This is a genomic window from Microbulbifer sp. ABM4_008 (assembly GCF_056311705.1).
In genome coordinates this window covers 4,869,749-4,887,597 of the sequence record NZ_CM149970.1, presented here as the reverse complement: position 1 = coordinate 4,887,597, position 17,849 = coordinate 4,869,749, and the positions used below count along the sequence as shown (strand labels likewise).

21 protein-coding genes are annotated in these 17,849 nt (G+C 47.4%); 20 read left to right on the top strand and 1 reads right to left on the bottom strand.

Going from position 1 to position 17,849, the window contains the following annotated elements; genetic code table 11:
• The first annotated feature begins 8 nt into the window (after positions 1-8).
• The 9 genes from ACYX4J_RS21255 (at position 9) to ACYX4J_RS21215 (ending at position 8,208) form a co-directional block, all read left to right on the top strand.
• Positions 9-668 (top strand): c-type cytochrome, encoded by a 660-nt coding sequence (locus ACYX4J_RS21255; RefSeq protein WP_476177497.1) that lies wholly within the window; start codon positions 9-11, stop codon positions 666-668.
• A gap of 229 nt (positions 669-897) precedes the next feature.
• Positions 898-1,584 (top strand): thiol:disulfide interchange protein DsbA/DsbL, encoded by a 687-nt coding sequence (locus tag ACYX4J_RS21250; RefSeq protein ID WP_413663932.1) that lies wholly within the window; start codon positions 898-900, stop codon positions 1,582-1,584.
• Positions 1,585-1,707: 123 nt separating this feature from the next.
• Positions 1,708-2,904, top strand: coding sequence for a hypothetical protein (locus ACYX4J_RS21245; RefSeq protein WP_476177496.1), 1,197 nt, complete (start codon positions 1,708-1,710; stop codon positions 2,902-2,904).
• Between the two features lie 44 nt (positions 2,905-2,948).
• Positions 2,949-3,413, top strand: coding sequence for an ecotin family protein (locus tag ACYX4J_RS21240; protein WP_444940312.1), 465 nt, complete (start codon positions 2,949-2,951; stop codon positions 3,411-3,413).
• A gap of 265 nt (positions 3,414-3,678) precedes the next feature.
• Positions 3,679-4,158 (top strand): hypothetical protein, encoded by a 480-nt coding sequence (locus tag ACYX4J_RS21235; protein WP_282930498.1) that lies wholly within the window; start codon positions 3,679-3,681, stop codon positions 4,156-4,158.
• A gap of 45 nt (positions 4,159-4,203) precedes the next feature.
• The gene (locus ACYX4J_RS21230) at positions 4,204-4,878 is read left to right on the top strand and encodes a hypothetical protein (protein ID WP_444940311.1); all 675 of its coding nucleotides are present in this window, start codon (positions 4,204-4,206) and stop codon (positions 4,876-4,878) included.
• A gap of 359 nt (positions 4,879-5,237) precedes the next feature.
• On the top strand, positions 5,238-5,648 hold the full coding sequence (locus ACYX4J_RS21225) for an ACT domain-containing protein (protein WP_444911866.1): 411 nt from the start codon (positions 5,238-5,240) through the stop codon (positions 5,646-5,648).
• Positions 5,649-5,662: 14 nt separating this feature from the next.
• Positions 5,663-6,406, top strand: coding sequence for a hypothetical protein (locus ACYX4J_RS21220; protein ID WP_476177495.1), 744 nt, complete (start codon positions 5,663-5,665; stop codon positions 6,404-6,406).
• Between the two features lie 176 nt (positions 6,407-6,582).
• A complete protein-coding gene (locus ACYX4J_RS21215) occupies positions 6,583-8,208 on the top strand; it encodes a M28 family metallopeptidase (RefSeq protein WP_444940310.1) in 1,626 nt (541 codons plus the stop codon).
• A 26-nt stretch (positions 8,209-8,234) separates the two neighbouring features.
• On the opposite strand, the gene ACYX4J_RS21210 is transcribed toward ACYX4J_RS21215, so the two are convergent.
• Positions 8,235-8,954, bottom strand: a complete 720-nt coding sequence (locus tag ACYX4J_RS21210; protein ID WP_444906746.1) for a 4'-phosphopantetheinyl transferase family protein — start codon at positions 8,952-8,954, stop codon at positions 8,235-8,237.
• A gap of 356 nt (positions 8,955-9,310) precedes the next feature.
• Here ACYX4J_RS21210 and ACYX4J_RS21205 point away from each other — a divergent pair, with 356 nt between their 5' ends.
• The 11 genes from ACYX4J_RS21205 (at position 9,311) to ACYX4J_RS21155 (ending at position 17,845) form a co-directional block, all read left to right on the top strand.
• A complete protein-coding gene (locus ACYX4J_RS21205; RefSeq protein ID WP_444906745.1) occupies positions 9,311-10,036 on the top strand; it encodes a beta-ketoacyl synthase chain length factor in 726 nt (241 codons plus the stop codon).
• Between the two features lie 4 nt (positions 10,037-10,040).
• Positions 10,041-10,811 carry a lysophospholipid acyltransferase family protein gene (locus tag ACYX4J_RS21200; RefSeq protein WP_444918691.1) on the top strand — a complete coding sequence of 257 codons (771 nt, stop codon included), beginning with the start codon at positions 10,041-10,043 and terminating at the stop codon, positions 10,809-10,811.
• A complete protein-coding gene (locus ACYX4J_RS21195; RefSeq protein WP_444906743.1) occupies positions 10,808-11,065 on the top strand; it encodes a phosphopantetheine-binding protein in 258 nt (85 codons plus the stop codon). The genes ACYX4J_RS21200 and ACYX4J_RS21195 overlap by 4 nt, the downstream gene beginning before the upstream one ends.
• 11 nt (positions 11,066-11,076) lie before the next feature.
• Positions 11,077-11,331: an acyl carrier protein gene (locus tag ACYX4J_RS21190; protein WP_413663941.1), complete on the top strand. Its 255-nt coding sequence runs from the start codon at positions 11,077-11,079 to the stop codon at positions 11,329-11,331.
• A gap of 47 nt (positions 11,332-11,378) precedes the next feature.
• Positions 11,379-11,879, top strand: a complete 501-nt coding sequence (locus tag ACYX4J_RS21185) for a COG4648 family protein (RefSeq protein ID WP_476177494.1) — start codon at positions 11,379-11,381, stop codon at positions 11,877-11,879.
• Between the two features lie 9 nt (positions 11,880-11,888).
• Positions 11,889-13,595, top strand: a complete 1,707-nt coding sequence (locus ACYX4J_RS21180) for an ApeI family dehydratase (RefSeq protein WP_476177493.1) — start codon at positions 11,889-11,891, stop codon at positions 13,593-13,595.
• Positions 13,588-14,328 carry a glycosyltransferase family 2 protein gene (locus tag ACYX4J_RS21175; protein WP_444906740.1) on the top strand — a complete coding sequence of 247 codons (741 nt, stop codon included), beginning with the start codon at positions 13,588-13,590 and terminating at the stop codon, positions 14,326-14,328. Before ACYX4J_RS21180 ends, ACYX4J_RS21175 begins: the two co-directional genes overlap by 8 nt.
• Positions 14,325-15,248, top strand: coding sequence for an LpxL/LpxP family acyltransferase (locus tag ACYX4J_RS21170; protein ID WP_157953838.1), 924 nt, complete (start codon positions 14,325-14,327; stop codon positions 15,246-15,248). The genes ACYX4J_RS21175 and ACYX4J_RS21170 overlap by 4 nt, the downstream gene beginning before the upstream one ends.
• On the top strand, positions 15,245-16,804 hold the full coding sequence (locus ACYX4J_RS21165) for an HAL/PAL/TAL family ammonia-lyase (RefSeq protein WP_476177492.1): 1,560 nt from the start codon (positions 15,245-15,247) through the stop codon (positions 16,802-16,804). Before ACYX4J_RS21170 ends, ACYX4J_RS21165 begins: the two co-directional genes overlap by 4 nt.
• Positions 16,794-17,228, top strand: coding sequence for an acyl-CoA thioesterase (locus tag ACYX4J_RS21160; protein WP_444906738.1), 435 nt, complete (start codon positions 16,794-16,796; stop codon positions 17,226-17,228). Before ACYX4J_RS21165 ends, ACYX4J_RS21160 begins: the two co-directional genes overlap by 11 nt.
• Before the next feature lie 89 nt (positions 17,229-17,317).
• Positions 17,318-17,845 (top strand): outer membrane lipoprotein carrier protein LolA, encoded by a 528-nt coding sequence (locus ACYX4J_RS21155; protein WP_476177491.1) that lies wholly within the window; start codon positions 17,318-17,320, stop codon positions 17,843-17,845.
• Positions 17,846-17,849: the final 4 nt, after the last annotated feature.

Genomic DNA, 17,849 nt, shown 5'->3' with positions numbered 1-17,849 from the left:
GACGACGTATGAACAGCATTATCAAGAACACTGCTCTGGCACTCGGTTTAGTTTTCGGCTTGGGCGCCGTGCCCTTGGCGCTGGCTGCGGGTGACGCTGCTGCGGGCAAGGCAAAGGCCGCTCAATGTGCAGCCTGCCACGGTGCAGACGGTAACAGTATTGCTCCGGCTTTTCCAAAGATTGCCGGACTCGGTGAAAAATACCTGTTTAAGCAGTTACAGGATATCCAAAGCAAAACCCGCGATGTGCCGCAAATGATCGGTCAGTTGGACAGCTTCAACGATCAGGACCTGCAGGATATCGCCGCTTACTTTGCCTCGCAGCCAATGCAGCTGACCGGATCTGAGGCTATTTCCGTGATGCTAAACAACGGTGAGAACGTCGACGGCCTGAAGCTTGGACGTAAAATCTACCGTGGTGGCAATATGGAGACTGGTGTTCCCGCATGTATGGGATGCCACTCACCTGCTGGACTGGGCAATGCACCGGCCGGTTACCCTCGTCTGGGCGGTCAGTATCCAGAGTATATCGAAGCCCAGCTGAAAGCATTCCGTGCGGGTACCCGCAACAATGACGGTGAAGTTCGCACTATGCGCACCGTGGCCAAGCAACTCTCCGATGCAGAGATCAAGGCGCTGGCCAACTATATCGCAGGCCTGACTGACTAATAGTCACAGGGTTTGAGTACACTGAGGCCGGTCTGCAACCGGCCTTTTTTGTGCCTGTCGCCTGAGCATAAAGCCGCTTTCCATAGACGTACTAGGCAGTTTTTGCAGTGTTTCCTTGCACGAGGGTCCGGGAACTTAAATAATCTGCGTTGTCTATTGTGTCCTCAGTGGCTCGACAGCCCGCCGCTAGATGGCGTTCGCACCACTAAATAAAAGTTGGAGAAGACTTATGAGAGCATTTCTCGCCCCGATCACGATGGTTTTTGCTGTAATGTTCAGCCTCGTTGCCTGCGCCCAGGAAAGTGGCGAGTTCAAAGCGGGCCAGCACTATGAAGTATTGCCGCAGGCTGTACCACAAAAGAGCAACGACAAGATCGAAGTGACTGAGATGTTCTGGTACGGCTGTGCCCACTGCTTCACTTTTGAGCCAACTCTGGAGCGCTGGAAAGAAAAGATGCCCAGCGATGTTGCGCTGCTGAAATTGCCAGCAATTTGGCAGCCGGTTATGGATGTACACGCTCGTCTTTACTACGTAGCAGATTCCATGGGTGTTCTGGAAAAGATGCACACGCCTATCTTTAACACCATCTACACTCAGCGCCAGATGCTGGCTGTCCGCGAAGGTCGCAACTGGGTGCCTGACTTAAAGGCTATCGAGGCTCTGTTTAACAAGCATGGTGAAGATGGTGCCAAAGCTGCGAAGCTGATGAATTCCTTCGCTATCAACAGCAAAGTTAAGCAAGGTATGGCCAATCAGCGCGCTTACAAAATGACTGGTACCCCGGAAGTTGTTGTTGCGGGCAAATACCGCATCAGTTCCTCTTTCCCCGGATATAAAGGTAAGAGCAATGGCCAGGAGCTGATGCTGCAAGTGGCGGATTACCTGATTGCCAAAGAGCGAGCGGATCGCGGCTAAGCTTTCCGATTGAAGAAACCCCGCCTCGAGCGGGGTTTTTTATTTCTACCCTAAGAAAGGTGCCCCGCAATCTGTCGAGAGGCTCCTAACATCGATCAACCTTGCCCGATCCGGAAGCCACTAATGGGATTCAAATGGATTTTACTGTTTACCCTCCTAGCTGGCTTAATCGCACCTGTTTCAGCCCAGGATACTTCAAGCAGCAATACTGTGGCCGCTCAGGCCAGCAATCTTCTCTCCTATATAGCGGTAGACTACGACGATGCTGTAGAGAACGGGCAGCGACTGGACACTCCTCTGTATGAACTACAGAAGCAACAGGTAGAAGAAGTACTGCGCCTGGTCACTCAGCTCCCCGATCGGCCTGGTCGGCAGGGGTTGCAGAAAAGCCTCTCGGACTTGCGTAAGGCGATTGAGAATAAGGATTCCGGCGCAGAGGTGCGCCGTCGAGCCAATGCAATCGCCGACCGCCTTGCTGCTTTGTATCAGCTGCAGCGGTCACCCAGTTACTCTTTGCCCTCGCCGGGTTTTATGATGCCTGTTTATCAGCAGCGGTGTGCCATCTGCCACGGTGTCGACGGTGAGGGTAGTAATGAAGGCCCAGCCCTCAATGATCTCGAGAGAATGGCGGGGTTCAGTCTCTATGATCTTCATAACACCCTGGACCCAGAAACTGACTCTATTCACACAGTCGACATTGATGGAGACTTGACCGGCCTACAGCGCTGGGCATTAGCGGTGACTGTCGCTGCTTTTCCAGTGGCAAATCAGTTGCCACCCTCTTCCGACTTGGCGACCCGTTACCCCGGCTTACTGGGACTGCCGGGAATGGCGACCACTAAACCGGCGGAACTTGATCCAACTCTGCAACAAGCATTGATGTGGTGGCGCGGAAACCCCCACCTTGTACGCACTCTGATCCCCCCTCTTATCAGCGCAATTGGCTTGCTGCAGCTGGCGGAGACGGACTATCGAGGAGGAGATATAACAGCGGCATACGGTAAGTTAATGCTGGCTTATCGTGATGGGTATAGGCCGTTACGACAGGAGCTGCTGATTCGTGACAGGGTACTGGTGGAGCAGCTTCAGGTCCAATGGCAGCAATTACGGGGTGGCTTGATTGGTGGTGCCAGTTCTACAGAAGTTATTGCCGCGTTTCAAAATCTGCGGGCGGATCTCAATCTGGCCCACTCCAAGTTGGAGCCACCTGCGATGGGGGAGGAGCGATACCTATGGACTGCCGCTCTGTTTGCTTTGGCAATTGGTTTGGGGGCGCTGCTCTGGTGGGGACTGCGAAGACAAAAGCGAACTAGACTTTAAAAAGTTTTGTCCGCCATTTCCCGGCGCAGTAGTGAGGCCATACCATGTCAAAATTAGTTGCCACTGCCTTCATGTTGTTACTGGCCCTGGATTGCCACGGTTCTGAGCCTCTGGATGCATTTCCAGAGGAGGTTGATGGCAAGTTACGTCACGTTATCAAGCTGCCCAAGGTTGTCGATGAAAGTCGCTTTAGGGTTGAGTTGATACCGGGAAAAAGCCAAGTCGCGGAATGCAACTTGCAAAGCTTTAGCGCCCCATTGCGTAAGGACATACTCCCAGGCTGGGGTTACCCCTTCTATGTCCTGTCCGACTTGACCCCGACCACAGATACGCAAAAGGTCTGTGCCCAAGGCAGTGAATCCCGGCGATTTATCACCGTGCGCGGTGATGGCTTGATGCTGCCTTATAGCAGTAAGTTGCCAATGGTTATATATCTGCCACAGGGCGTGCAGTTAAAGTATCGGGTGTGGAGAGCAGACAAGAATTTTTCCGAAGCAAAATCCAGATAGTTGGACTACCGGTAAAAATGACTTGGCATTCTTTTTGTGAATTTGTCGTAAATTTGAATATTTTTAACGTTTAACCTGCCACCGTTGTAAATTGCGTCTAGCCTTACTTTTCGAGGGATGTGAAAAATAGCGCCGAAGCGTTTTTTCATGCCGATAAGTGAGGCTTTAGCCCCGTAATCGGAAAGGAAAATTGGCGACTTCCCCAGTCGTCTTTTGAATAACCCGCCCCCTGTAATGCACTGGGGCCGATACCGTAGGGCAGCGCATGAAGTTTTTGCGTCTTTTACCAAAGCGGCATTTTATCAAGCCGGTTGTTCCATTTGTCACAGCAATTTTCCTAGCGATACCAATGTGGGCCTCGGCGGAGTCCGCCCAGCAAAAGTGGGCGGGAAATTGGCTGGTTGTGAGTGAAGGCGATGATCAATTAGTGTGGCAACTGCATGCCGATGGCTCCGGATATGCCTATGGATTTAATGCCAAAGGCCTATTGACCCATGGTTTTGCCATTAACTGGCAATTGGATGGTGACCGGGTGCGAGTTAAAACTGGAACCTCGGTGCGCTGTAAGGGCGGGGTTGTATCTGTCGCATTTCGAGATTGGAGCCGTGCCACCCTCCTATTTGCAGTGATTGATGGCCGTCATTGGCTGCAGGCGGGCGGCGGACTTCTGAGCTTTCAGCGTCGGTTAGCTGATTGGCGAACCCCCAAGGCCGGTGCAAGTTGCCCGGATATTGTCAGTCGCTAGCAGCTTACTTCCGTGCGAACGCTATTTAATCCGTGCGTGGAAAAGATGAGTAGTGGGTGGGAATGGATAAAATTCTATCTCTTCCTGCCACTGCTAATTTTTGTCGTAAGTGCAAATGCCAGTGAAGGGAAACGAAAAACACTCAATGAAGGCTGGCATGCAAAATCACGCTACGATGCCAGTCAATGGGTTGGGGCCTGGCTGATTTCCCGCGATGGTGAAGCGCGGCATGTCTGGAGTCTCAAGCCCGATGGCACTGGGAGATCCTACGCTTTTTTAAGGCAAAATGGAGAGATGCAATTCGTATTTGGATACGATATTAATTGGTATTTTGATCCATTTACTCAAATGGCCAATATAAAGACCGGACGCAGAATTATTTGTAAGCGAGGGAAGATTTATCCTTATTTTCTCACTTTAAAATCCTACGAAAGCGACTATGCGGTGAGGGGAAAGTTTGCCTGGCAAACAACATGGACAGAAGTGAGTATTGGACGAAATCGCCTGCATAAATCCTATGTAGTTTTTGTAGCCCCCCTATCTGCATGGCATGATCCAGATAGAGATTCACCCTGCCCCAAATTTCCCCGTGTGCGCCTGGAAAAGGATATTGACGCGGTGCTGAAGAGCTGGGAGGTTGAACAGGATTCGTCGGAAGTGGATACAACTCCCGCGCCCAATGAACCGGAATTTGATGGTGAAGAGCTGAGAAATCCGTAACTTCTCACAGTCATTGGGTCAACTTCTCTCAATAAGAATTAACCCCATCAATATATTTTTAACTTTCCACCAGCTAAAACCCGACTTCTCGAAGCTTCAGGAAAATTCTTAAAAATATTTAGTTATTAAACTGCCAGCTCTGTTAGGAAAATAATTCTAAAAAAATGCGTGATCTTATTTTTTCCAAATTAAAATATGCTGCCGGGTAATAGAGAGCCCACAAAAAGTAGTTTTAGAGTTGGACTATTTTCACCTGAAGACAGGTATTAATCAGAAAGATTGATCCAAAAGCAGTGCGACCGTGTAGAAACCGGTCGTATTAATCAGGTTGGAGAAAACTTCCAGACGGCAAAGAAAGCATGAAAGCTGATCTATCCGTAGTGAGAGCATTGAGAACTTTGTATCCCAAGCTGCACGATGAAATCTATGTGTTTTGTCAGGTTTCAGATAGTCGGTTTACAGATATTTTGTCAGAGAGTTTGTGTTTCTTCCGAGAAGGTGAGGGAATGAGTGTGATACTGCCTCAACGTTCGGCTCGGCAATTAGATATTGCCGCAAGCGCCCCCTTTCGCCAAATCACTTTGCAGATCCTGGCTGGTCTTGATGCGGTGCGGGTTATTCCTGTGGTCGCCCAGGAATTAATGGAGGCTGGAATAGATACCAGCGTGGTATCCACACTACACCGTGACCACATTTTTGTCCCTGATGAGCGCGCGGAATTTGCAGTAAAAATTCTGCGCGGTATTCGAAATCGAGTTCAATATAGCTGATATGTAGCCTGCCAGTGCGTATCAACTATCCCCCCACAGAGCCCCACGGCGAGATTCGCCAACTGTTGCCTAATTTTTTTTATGTTCCCGGAACTATCAAACTAGCGCCGGGGGTCACTATCAATCGCAATATGGGAATCGCTCGCTGGCAGGATCACCTTACCTTGATTAATCCCATCAGATTGCGTCCACAGCAGGAGGAAAAGTTAAAAGATCTCGGGCGTGTGAGTCACGCGATACGGCTCGGCTATCACCATGGGCGTGATGATCTCTACTACAGAGACCACTTTGATCTTACCTTTTGGACACAGCGCGGCTCCGATTTTTATCCGCCAAAAGCAGATAAGGTGTTGCGACAGGAGGATGTTTGTCCAATACCGGGGGGGCGCTTTATTGTCTTTTCCCAAAGTCAGTTTCCAGAGGCCGTATTGTGGCTCCCGTTTAGTGGCGGACTACTGGTCAGTTGTGATGCCCTGCAGTACTGGCAGTCATGGAATGGATGTACCTGGTTTGGGAAAAACCTGCTGAGGTTTTCTGGTATCCGCCGAGGTATGCAGATTGCTCCCTCCTGGAGGGCAAGGGTGACACCAAGTGATAAAAATCCCGGGCTGTGGTTGAAGTACGACTTCGAACAAATCCTAAGGCAGCCGTTTTTGCACTTTCTTGCGGCTCATGGAGATTTTTGTGCGGATAATGCCTACGAGAAAGTAGCTTATGCGGTTGGACAAGCGTTCCCCGGTTTGGGGAAGGCTGCATAGATGAGTTTAGCGAGCACAGTCAGGGCGCAGCTCACTGGGCCTCAGCTTAGATTGCCCTAAATCGTGGTAAGATGGGCAATTGCTCGACGGTCCACAAGCACCTGTAGTGGTGCGATTTCAAATGACCTGTCCGTATCAACAATCACGCTTTGTATTCCTGAGAAGTAGCACTCCCCATGAGAGTTAAAAGTCTATTGGGTGCCCTGGCTATGGCACTATTGGTGGCTTGTACCACCTCCAGCATTAACAGCACTGGCCCCATTGCAGATAGTGATTACATCCGTAGAGATATCAATTTCCTCGCATCAGCGGAACTAGAGGGTCGCGATACCGGTAGCGAGGGTTATCGCCAAGCGGCACAGTATGTGGCTGGCCAATTTAAAAAGATGGGGCTGATTCCAGCAGGGGAGCAAGGTTACTTCCAGGAAGTGCCTTTTCGCAGTGCCAGTTGGGATGGGAGTGATCCTGAATTTGTCTTAGAGGGCCAGAACGATGAAATCGCCATGCAATTTGGCGAGGACTTTCTAGCATCGCCCTCCGCACTGAGTGAGCGCTCGCAGATCAATGCCGAGTTGGTATTTGTCGGTTACGGTATTGAGGCTCCGGATTTTGGCATTAATGACTATCACGGCCTGGATGTACAGGGAAAGATTGTCGTTGTGTTAGCAGGCCGGCCGCAGAGCTTGCCCAGTGAAGTGGGGGCTCACCACTCCTCTCCTCGCACCAAACGCCAGGTTGCCGCAAAACATGGCGCTGTGGGTTTTGTTCGCCTGTATACGCCTGAGCGGGAGAAACGCCGCCCATTTGACTACTATGCGAAGCACCGTTTTGACGACACTTTTGACTGGGTGAAAAAGACTGGTATGCCCGGTAGTGCAATCCCGGGGATGCACCCGGGAGTTATGTTGAGCATCACTGCAGGCGGCAAGCTGTTTGATGGCGCTGAGCGCAGTCTTGAAAGTATTTTTGCCGATATCGAGCAGGGAAAAACTCCAGAAGGCTTCCCCCTTAGTTACCGTGCAAAAATGAGCAGCAGCTCTAACCACAAGCGCGTAACCAGCCCGAATGTAGTGGCCGTTTTACCGGGAAGTGATCCACTCCTGAAAGCTGAATATGTTGTTTTTTCCGCACACCTGGATCATGTTGGAAAGAAAGAGGACGGCGAGATTTACTACGGAGCCCAGGATAACGCTGCCGGTATCGCGGTGATGTTGGAAACCGCACGTCTTTTTGTTGAATCTGGGCAAAATCCTCGAAGATCACTGCTGTTCGTTGCTGTTACCGCAGAGGAAAAAGGTTTGCTGGGATCGGATTATTTTGCCGAGTACCCCACGGTGCCACTGGAATCGATCGTAGCCAATATCAACCTTGATATGCCCATGCTGCTCTATCCATTCCGCGATATTATTGCTTTCGGTGCTGAACATTCATCTTTGGGGCGAGTTGCGGAGGAGGCTGCAAACCGTTCCGGGCTTAAACTCAGTCCCGATCCTATGCCGGAGGAAGTTATCTTCGTGCGCAGTGACCACTACAATTTTGTCCGTCGCGGAGTGCCCTCAATCTACTTGATTACCGGAAGGGAGGCAAAAGACCCCAGTGTGGATGGTACTGCTGCACAGATGGCTTTCTTCCGCGAGCGCTACCACAAGCCAGGGGATGCTGCGGACGAGCAGATTAATTATGAGGCGGCTGAGCAATTTACCCAGGTAAATTACCTGATTGCCCGGCAAGTTGCCGATGCCGACAGTCAACCATATTGGTACGAAGGTGATTTCTTTGGGGATTTATTTTCCAGGGATTGAGCGGTTTGAACACCCTGGGAGCAACCCTAACTGAAACCATTGATTGGCTTCAGGATAGTACTATCGCTTGTTCTCCCGCAGTGGCTAGCTCTAAATGTGCCTATTGGGTTTACGACAGAGGTGGCTTGATTGTGTTTAACCGCAAGGCTTAGGTAGGCTCCAGGCTTCGGCTGTCCTGTCCACAATAGGTAATTCTTGTACGGATGGTTCAATTGCTGAGGTCGGTTAATTACAGGAGCTGAGGCCAGCAGCTGCCCCAAATCGACACCAGAACATTTAGCTAATGCTTCTTTGGCGGTCCATTTAGTGAGGAAACAAGCAGCTACTTGCGATGTTGGGAGCGAGTTTAGTTCGGTTATCTCCGCCTTGTGGAAGTATTGCTTAGCCATGGCCAACCAATTCCTTTGGTGGGACTCATTTTCGCAATCAATACCTACTGGAGTTTCCGCTATTGCTACGGCAACAAAGTCATCGGAATGGCTTATGGAAATATGACAAAGGGGTTTTCCTCTAACCATAGCAATGGTCGGTGCTTCAGCCTCAACTGTAATTTCCCAAGGTGAATACTCGTATTGCTCCGCAATTAAAGTGCGCAGTAATATTCGCCCGGCCAGGAACTGGGCTCGGCGTTTAATACTGTGTATTTTCTCCAGCCGTGAGAGCTCAGTGCTTCCCAGCAGGTGAATGGAATCTCCCTGCCAGTTTCCTGACCAGCTATTGAAGGAAGAGCAGGTAAAGTAAGGCATTTGATAACCCCTAAGAATTTGTTCCCTTTGGAAGCGATGGAATCTGGTCGACTTAAAAAACCTTCACTTTAACGGCTGGGGGGCTGTGCAATACAAGTTTCCCATGGCAAATGTGTACCATAGTACGAGAGAATAAGTGGCCGGAAAAGCCCGTGTATTTCACTGTAATCTAAGGCCGCGCATCGACCTATAATTCAGCGCTTTTACTGGCGGCTATTGGTCATTTTGTGTACCATTCCCGCCCTGTCTCTGGTCGCGCAATACCTATTAGCCAACTAAAAATAATGGTGGGAAAGGCCAGCTTCAGCTTTTTGATTTTGGGGGATGGAGCTCTGCTCCAGAATTAATGTTTGGTTATGGAATTTGTTGTCAGTAATTGGCGAGCATGGTGCTCGGGAATATCAGATCAATCGGATTGGCAGGGTTGGCGTAGAGGAGAAAAGCAGCTTGGTGGAAATAGCCAGGCGGATGTGTCTTTTCTTCCTGCAATGCAGCGCCGTCGGTTGAGTCCGCTGGCTAAAGCCGTTTTTAATACCGCTTTTCCGCTATTAGAGCAGGAAGATATTCCTTTACTGCTTTGCTCAGTGCATGGCGAAGCAATGAGGACTTATTCCTTGTTACAAGGCGTTGCAGCAAGTGAAGACCTATCGCCAACTGCATTTGGACTTTCTGTACACAACGCAATTGCAGGACAGTTCTCTATTGCCTGTAAAACCAGGTCTCCAGCACTTGCTTTAGCTGGGGGGGATTTTCCTATGCAGTCGGGTTTTATAGAGGCTGCTGGTCTACTCCAAGAGGGTGCTGAGGAATTGCTTTTAGTGTTCTGTGAAGAAACACTACCTGAGATTTACTATCCCAGCGCTGAGAGCTCAACATATATTTGCGCAACGGCTATGCGCTTGGCGAAACATAAATCTAGTGATACAGATATAAAACTATCGTTAACTGCCAGTGAATGTGCGGGAGCTGAGTCAGTATTTGCAGAGCCTGATTACCAGCTTCCGTTGATTAGATCTTTGATTGATCGCGAGGGGCGTATACCTGTTTCAGAGAGATGGGAGCTACAGATCAATGCCAGTTAACTTATTGCCGGCAAAGAAAAAAGACAAGTATTGGCTAAGGTTGGTCGCTACGGCGATAGCATTTAGCCTGTTCGGTATCGGTGGATTGATACTGCGGTTTGTTCTGTTCCCACCATTAAAGGTGATCTATCGGGACGCAGAAGTTCGAAAATGCAAGGCTCGTTTGTGTATCCACAACGCTTTTCGATTGTTTATTGGCTTTATGCATATCACGGGAATCTACACCTATCAATTTCGTGATGAACAAAAGTTAGCTAAACCAGGCCAATTGATATTGGCAAATCATCCATCGCTTATTGATGTGGTATTTCTAATATCCCGAATACCGAATGCCAACTGTATTGTAAAAGCCAGTTTATTTAGAAACCCGTTTATGCGCGGCGCAGTAATGACTGCAGGCTATATACCTAATGATGACCCGGAACAGATTATCGAACTGGCTTCGAAATCACTACAAAAAGGGGAATCAGTAGTTCTCTTTCCAGAGGGAACTCGCTCTGTACCAGGACAACCGTTTAGGTTTCAGCGTGGGGCAGCCTACATGGCGTTACGCTCCGGGGTGACCCCAACTCTGGTAACAATACGGTGTAATCCACCGATGCTGATGAAAAATATTCCTTGGTACAGTATTCCTCTGAGTCGACCACATTTTCAATTCGATGTGAATGAATCAGAGAGTTTTATTCAAGTAAAAGAAAAAGATGAAACACCACAAGTAGCCCGAGAGGTTACTCAAGAATTAAAAGCATTTTTTACCGAGGAGTGTGCTGCGTGAAAGAGTTAGTTGAAGAGCTTAAAGTTCTGATTATTGATGTATTAAATCTGGAAGATATTACTCCAGAAGAAATCGTAGCAGATGAGCCCCTTTTTGGAGAGGGCTTGGGGCTGGATTCTATTGATGCACTAGAGTTAGGTCTTGCTCTGCAAAAAAAATACAACATATCAATAGATGCAGAAAGCGAAGATACAAAATCGCATTTTGCTAATGTGAATAGCCTGGCAAATTTTGTCAGCAGCCGCCGCGCATAATAGAGGTATTTATGTTGAATAGCAGAGAAGAAATTTTACCAAAATTGACCGAAATTCTGGTTGAGATGTTTGAGGTCGATGAGGCAGATGTAAAAGAAGAAGCCCACCTCTCTGATGATCTTGATATAGATAGTATTGATGCTGTGGACCTAATTGTTCGCTTGAAAGAAGTAACAGGAAAGAAAATTGCACCTGAAGAGTTCAAAAGTGTAAGAACTGTTGGAGATGTAGTTGGTGCAATTGAAAAGGTAATGGCAGAGAAGTGAGTCGATTCGCGCAGCTAATATTGGTCATTATTCTGACACTGTACCCTATGGCAATTTACTTTGGCATAGAATACTTGTCTTTAAGTAGTATTCTGTTACTGCTGTTGATAGTTGCGGTTTTAAGGGTATTGTTTGGCGGCGCGAATAAGGCGATTGGCACCAAGTTAATGGCTGTGGCCTTGGCTTTTGTTGTTGGGGTTTCCTGGTTAAGGGGCGACTCAAACGGACTTCTTTGGTATCCAGTACTTTGTAATCTGATTCTATTTTCACTGTTTTTTTACAGTTTGAGTCAACCGCAAACATTAGTAGAACGGCTTGCTCGCCTTACGACTCCAGATTTACCAGCTGAAGGTGTCCTATATACACGAAAGGTTACCAAGGCATGGTGTCTATTCTTTTTAATTAATGGAAGCCTCGCACTGGCAACTGTTTTAAACGGCGATATGAAAGTCTGGACTCTTTACAATGGCCTTGTTTCATATGTGCTAATGGGAATTATGATGGGTGGTGAATGGCTACTGCGTCGTCGCGTCCAAAATAAGGTGTGAGTTAAGGTCGTGGACAAAGTACAGTTTGAACAGGTATTTGGTTACTCGAATGACCAAGCAGTAGTTAGCTATTCAAGTCGTGGGGAAATTTCATTCGCACAATTTAAGCGTGAATTGGCATTTGTTGAGCGAAAGCTAAAAAAATCCCTAAACGAAGCTGGGATCAAAAAAGCTGCCATTTTCTGTGAAGATAGTTACGAGTTTAGTTTACTTTTTTTTGCCGCTATGTCTTGTTGTGAAGTTGTTGTTATTCCGGCAAATAACAAGCGATTTACTCAGCAAAAACTGGGTGAGCAAACCCTATTACTGGGCAGCTGGGAAGACAGCTCGGCATTTACTATAAATATTCCGGATCAATATAGCGAAGAGCTATCTGTTCCCAGTTATTTTGATGCTGGTATTCAATTATTCACATCAGGAACCAGTGGTGAACCACAAACCGTTGATAAAACCTTATATCAATTGCTCAATGAGGTTAAGGCCCATAATCTGAAGTGGTCATCCCGGGTGGTTAATACAACTACTTTGGCAACAGTAAGCCACCAGCATATATATGGCTTACTGTTTAAATTACTGTGGCCGCTAGCCAGCGGGCGTCGATTCGTTAGTAAGACTTATGTGGATATTGTGGGATTACTCCAAGACGCCCAGAAATGGGGGCCTGCCGTGTGGGTTGCAAGCCCTGCACAGTTAAGCCGCCGTATTTCTTCCTGGCCATGGGAGTTAGGAAAGTCCTTAGTGGATATCTTTTCTTCTGGGGGGCCTTTACTGGAAGGAGATGCAAAGGCGATTGATCAGTTGTGTGGAATCCAGCCCATAGAGGTCTATGGAAGCACTGAAACCGGGGGGATTGCCTGGCGTAATCAATTGCGTCAGAAAAGTTGGAGTCCACTAAAAGGAGTGAACATTGCAAAAAACAGCGATGGGTTACTCAAAGTCTCTTCTCCGTGGTTACCCAAGGAGTTTATTTGTCAGGACAAAGTACAAATAAATACAAACGGTATGTTCGAACTTAAGGGGCGGGCTGATCGCATTATTAAGATTGAAGAGAAAAGAATTTCTCTTACACAAGTTGAGTCCCTACTAGTTGGTAGCTCATATATTGTAAAAGCCAATGCACTTGTCCTGGAGCGTAAAAGAAAAATAGTTGCCGCTGTTGCCACACTAACGGAATCCGGGAAAGAACTATTGCAAAAGAAAGGAAAGGCTTCTCTTGTTCGTAAACTTAGAGAAACCCTGGCCAAGGATCTTGATGGCGTGGCTGTGCCACGTTCTTGGCGTTTTGTTGATGAAATTCCCACTAACTTACAGGGAAAAATAACGAGAGACCTGCTAATGCAACTTTTTGATGAAATTCCGGCAGCAATGGTGCCACAGATTATTAGCAGCGAAATATTAGATAATACTTGTCAAGTGAATTTTACGGTTAATGACGATTTGCCTTGCTTGGATGGTCATTTTGAAGGCTCACCGGTAGTGCCGGGGGTGGTACAGCTGGATTGGGCTATGCATTTTGGCCGCCCACTTGTAAAAGCCGGCAGTACGTTTACCCAAATGGAAGTGATTAAATTTAAGCAGTTAATGATGCCCGGTGATGCTGTCACTTTATCTTTGGAGTTCAGCCAGGAAAAGAACAAATTAAATTATTCTTTTCGGAACACTCAAGATGGCAATATAGAATATAGCAGTGGTAGGTTGTGCTTCAGCCATGTCTAACTTTTGTTTTGTAATACCCGTTTATAATCATGAGGGGGCGATCGCAGAGACGCTGGCATCTCTGGATGACTTTAACCTGCCTTACATTCTGGTAGATGATGGCTGTGATGAACCCTGTAGAAATGAACTACAACGCTTAGAGCAGAGCTACGGTTCCCGGGTTCACTTGGTTGTTCGCCAGGCTAATGGTGGAAAAGGTGCCGCGGTAAAAAGTGGTCTGCGAGCTGCGAAAGAGCTTGGATATAGTCATGGAATTCAAGTCGATGCCGATGGTCAACACAGCCCCGCTGACATACCTCAATTCCTAGAGAAAAGCAGAAAGTGCCCTGATTCACTGATTTGTGGCTATCCGCAATACGATAAATCAGTACCTAAAGTTCGTTTGTGGGGACGCTATCTAACTCATGTATGGATCTGGATTAATACTCTTTCTCTGGAGATTAAGGATTCCATGTGTGGGCTGCGTTGTTATCCCTTATCTCGAACTGTAGATTTGTTAGATAACGAATATACCGGTGATCGTATGGATTTTGATCCAGAGATCTTGGTACGGTGGTATTGGAGCAAAGGCGGTCTCTGCCAGGTACCTGTTAATGTGAGCTACCCAATAGATGGCGTTTCCCATTTCCGGGGATTTGAGGATAACTTCCTTATATCGGCAATGCACACCCGTCTATTTTTTGGCATGTTAGCCAGAACTCTGCGTATTTCGACAGTAGGGCGAAAAGCGTGAGTAATTTACACTGGTCAAAATACCGGGAACAAGGCTTTTTCCTGGGTATCAAGTTCTTATTCTGGTTGCATCACTGGTTGGGTCCGATTGCCTTTAAAGTTGCGGTATACCCGGTAGTTTTATGCTATTACCTAAAAAATCAGAGTGGCCGCAATTCGATCCGTGAGTACTTGGAATTATTCGCCAAACGCTACCCATCTAGCGGTATAGAACCGAATTGGAAAACCGGATTTAGAATTTTCCTTAATTTTGCTAACAGCGCTAGAGAAAAGCTTGAAGCCTGGTTTGTGGGTATCCCGGATAGTCAGGTAAATTTCCCAAAAAGAGCGGGTCTTCACCAGTTGGCGGCTAGTGGCCAAGGTGGATTAATAATTGGCTCTCATCTCGGGAACCTGGAGGTTTGCAGAGCGCTTGGCAGCCTGACAAAGGTACGGGTAAACGTGTTAGTGCATACAAAGCATGCGGTGAAATTTAATCGCATGATGAAGATGCTCAATCCCTTGAGTCAAGTACGGCTTATCCAGGTAACAGAAGTGACTCCCGCTCTAGCGATGCGACTCTCCGAGGCTGTTGAGGCTGGGGAGCTGGTTGTTATTGTCGGTGATAGAACACCTATTAACTCTATGGGGCGCACCTGCGAGGCAGAATTCCTAGGGCGAAAAGCGCCTTTTCCCCAGGGGCCATATATTCTTGCTGCGCTGCTCAAATGCCCGGTGTACACGCTTTTCTGTCTGCGCAGTACTTCCGGATACGATATTTATATGGAAAAACTCTGCGATCGCGTTGTGATGAAACGCGGTGACAGAGAGGGGCATATTCGCTCTCTTGTCGAGGAGTTTGCACGACGGTTGGAACGCTATTGTCATATAGCACCCTTGCAATGGTATAACTTTTACCCGTTCTGGGATCAGCAAAAATGAATTCAGCAGTACTACAACGAACCCAAATAGTCTTTGATGGCACAGATCTATCTATTGATCAGGTAAACACCATTGCAGCTGGCCGTGGCGATATCTCTCTATCTGATGAAGACGGCTTTGTCGCAAGGATAAATCGCGGTGCCGAGTTCCTGGATAGCCTTTGGCAGAAGGAAGGTGTGATCTACGGAGTAACCACTGGATATGGTGATTCCTGTACCGAAAGTATTCCAGCAGACCTGGTGGAAGAGTTACCTCATCGATTATTTACCTTCCATGGTTGTGGAATGGGGGAAGTCTTTACTCTTGAGCAGAGTAGAGCGATTGTTGCTGCCCGGATTGCCAGCCTCGCAAAGGGCAGTTCAGGGGTCCGATATCGGCTGTTGCAGCAATTGGTTCTGTTACTTCAGAAAGACATTATTCCGGTAATTCCCCAAGAGGGTTCTGTGGGAGCCAGTGGCGACTTGACCCCACTGTCTTATGTTGCTGCGGTTTTGTGCGGGGAGCGCAAAGTTTGGTACCGAGGCCACCAGAGAGATACTGCTGAGGTATTCGATGAATTGCAGATTGAGCCATTAAAGCTATACCCAAAAGAGGGTTTGGCGATAATGAATGGCACCGCCGCAATGACTGGCTTGGCGTGCTTAGCCTACAAACGGGCAGAGTATCTAGCACAGCTGAGTGCTCGTATTACCTCCATGATGAGCGTTGCGTTGGATGGCAATGCCTATCATTTTGATAGCGCGCTTTTTGCTGTGAAGCCTCACCCCGGTCAAAACCAGATTGCAAAGTGGATTCATGACGATCTCAATGTTGGTGCCGCTCCAAGACAAAATAGCCGATTGCAGGATCGCTATTCACTTCGGTGCGCTCCCCATGTAGTGGGTGTATTACAGGACTCTCTGCCCTGGCTCCAGCAGTTTATTCATAGCGAACTAAACAGTGCCAATGATAACCCGATCATCGATGGTGAAAACGAGAGGGTACTTCATGGTGGGCACTTCTATGGTGGGCATATAGCCTTCGCCATGGATAGCCTGAAGAATGCGGTAGCAAACCTCTCTGACTTACTGGATCGACAAATAGCCCAACTGGTAGACGTTAAGTTCAATAATGGACTCCCGGCAAACCTATCAGGTGTAACCGGGCCTCGAAGATCGATTAACCATGGCTTTAAGGCTGTTCAAATTGGTGCGAGTGCCTGGACTGCTGAAGCACTAAAGCAGACCATGCCCGCAAGTGTTTTTTCCAGATCAACGGAGTGTCATAACCAGGATAAGGTCAGTATGGGCACCATTGCTGCCAGGGACTGTATTAGGGTATTACAGTTAACGGAGCAAACAACCGCAGCGGCACTGATGGTTGCTTGGCAGGGTATTCAGCTTCGAGTTCGTAGTGGAGGAGTGGATTTGGAAAAATTATCTACCGCTCTTAATACCACAATCAGGCAGATAGGAGATGAATTTTCTTTTCTGGAGGAAGATAGAGAGCTTGAACAGCCATTGAGAAAATTCGTTTCGTTAATTCAGCAAAGACATTGGCGCTTATATGAAAACTAATAAACCTATGCGCCCTGAAAAATGGACGGCACAAGTTGAACTACAAATTCCTTTCCACGATGTGGATATGATGGAGATAGCTTGGCATGGGCATTATGCAAAGTACTTTGAAATAGCCCGATGTGCATTGTTTGATCAGTTGGAATATAACTTCCAACAAATGAAGGAATCAGGTTTTGCCTGGCCGGTCATAGATTTGCGCGTACGATATGCAAAGCCTTTACGATTTCAGCAGTGGATTGTTATTCGCGCTGAGGTTTCAGAATATGAAAATCGATTTAAGATCAATTATACAATAACAGATAGAGATACCGGTGTACGCTTAACAAAAGGACATACCGTACAGGTAGCTGTCGAAATAAGCAGTGCCGAAATGCTGTTTGCATCGCCTCCAATTTTGCTGGAAAAATTGGGGGTAAATTAGTGATGACTGCCAAGCGTTTGGTTTTATTTTTTATTTGCTTTCTATTTTCCACAGTAACTTCTGCTTTGACTTCAGAGCAGCAGGCAGTTTTGCGGGAGATAGAGAAAAATATTGTGTCATCTCCACAGATGCTTGGCACTTTTTCCCAGACAAAGAGGCTGCCCCAGTTGCCCAGGCCTCTGGTTTCTTCAGGCATCCTGGCTATTTCTGAAGAGTTAGGATTAAGCTGGCGAATAGAGAATCCAATAGAATCCCATCGAATATTTAAGCTAGATGATGCTGATTCTGGGAATCGGGTCAATAGCAATATTGTAGGAAATCATGTGGCTGATCCTCTATTAAAGATTATCAGTGGTGATTTTAGCGAACTGGATCAGACTTTTACGGTGGGACCACAGATTGTAGAAGAGCAATGGAGAATTAACTTAATTCCCAAGCAAGAGGCTTTTAGAAAGGTTATTGAATCGATAGAGGTCGTGGGAGACAAAAAGATTCGGAAAATAGTACTAGCTGAAGCCAACATGGCAATTACTGAAATAGATATTTTAAATTTACATTCAGTTGAAGCTAATAACAGTCAACTGCTGAGTGAATTCTCAGAAGATAACCAGAAATAATCTC

Coding starts and splice junctions, on each gene's coding strand:
- ACYX4J_RS21160 (WP_444906738.1), top strand. CDS start 16,794: ATGAAAACTAATAAACCTATGCGCCCTGAAAAATGGACGGCACAAGTT.
- ACYX4J_RS21250 (WP_413663932.1), top strand. CDS start 898: ATGAGAGCATTTCTCGCCCCGATCACGATGGTTTTTGCTGTAATGTTC.
- ACYX4J_RS21175 (WP_444906740.1), top strand. CDS start 13,588: ATGTCTAACTTTTGTTTTGTAATACCCGTTTATAATCATGAGGGGGCG.
- ACYX4J_RS21240 (WP_444940312.1), top strand. CDS start 2,949: ATGTCAAAATTAGTTGCCACTGCCTTCATGTTGTTACTGGCCCTGGAT.
- ACYX4J_RS21215 (WP_444940310.1), top strand. CDS start 6,583: ATGAGAGTTAAAAGTCTATTGGGTGCCCTGGCTATGGCACTATTGGTG.
- ACYX4J_RS21165 (WP_476177492.1), top strand. CDS start 15,245: ATGAATTCAGCAGTACTACAACGAACCCAAATAGTCTTTGATGGCACA.
- ACYX4J_RS21205 (WP_444906745.1), top strand. CDS start 9,311: ATGGAATTTGTTGTCAGTAATTGGCGAGCATGGTGCTCGGGAATATCA.
- ACYX4J_RS21225 (WP_444911866.1), top strand. CDS start 5,238: ATGAAAGCTGATCTATCCGTAGTGAGAGCATTGAGAACTTTGTATCCC.
- ACYX4J_RS21190 (WP_413663941.1), top strand. CDS start 11,077: ATGTTGAATAGCAGAGAAGAAATTTTACCAAAATTGACCGAAATTCTG.
- ACYX4J_RS21210 (WP_444906746.1), bottom strand. CDS start 8,954: ATGCCTTACTTTACCTGCTCTTCCTTCAATAGCTGGTCAGGAAACTGG.
- ACYX4J_RS21255 (WP_476177497.1), top strand. CDS start 9: ATGAACAGCATTATCAAGAACACTGCTCTGGCACTCGGTTTAGTTTTC.
- ACYX4J_RS21230 (WP_444940311.1), top strand. CDS start 4,204: ATGAGTAGTGGGTGGGAATGGATAAAATTCTATCTCTTCCTGCCACTG.
- ACYX4J_RS21245 (WP_476177496.1), top strand. CDS start 1,708: ATGGGATTCAAATGGATTTTACTGTTTACCCTCCTAGCTGGCTTAATC.
- ACYX4J_RS21235 (WP_282930498.1), top strand. CDS start 3,679: ATGAAGTTTTTGCGTCTTTTACCAAAGCGGCATTTTATCAAGCCGGTT.
- ACYX4J_RS21185 (WP_476177494.1), top strand. CDS start 11,379: ATGGCAATTTACTTTGGCATAGAATACTTGTCTTTAAGTAGTATTCTG.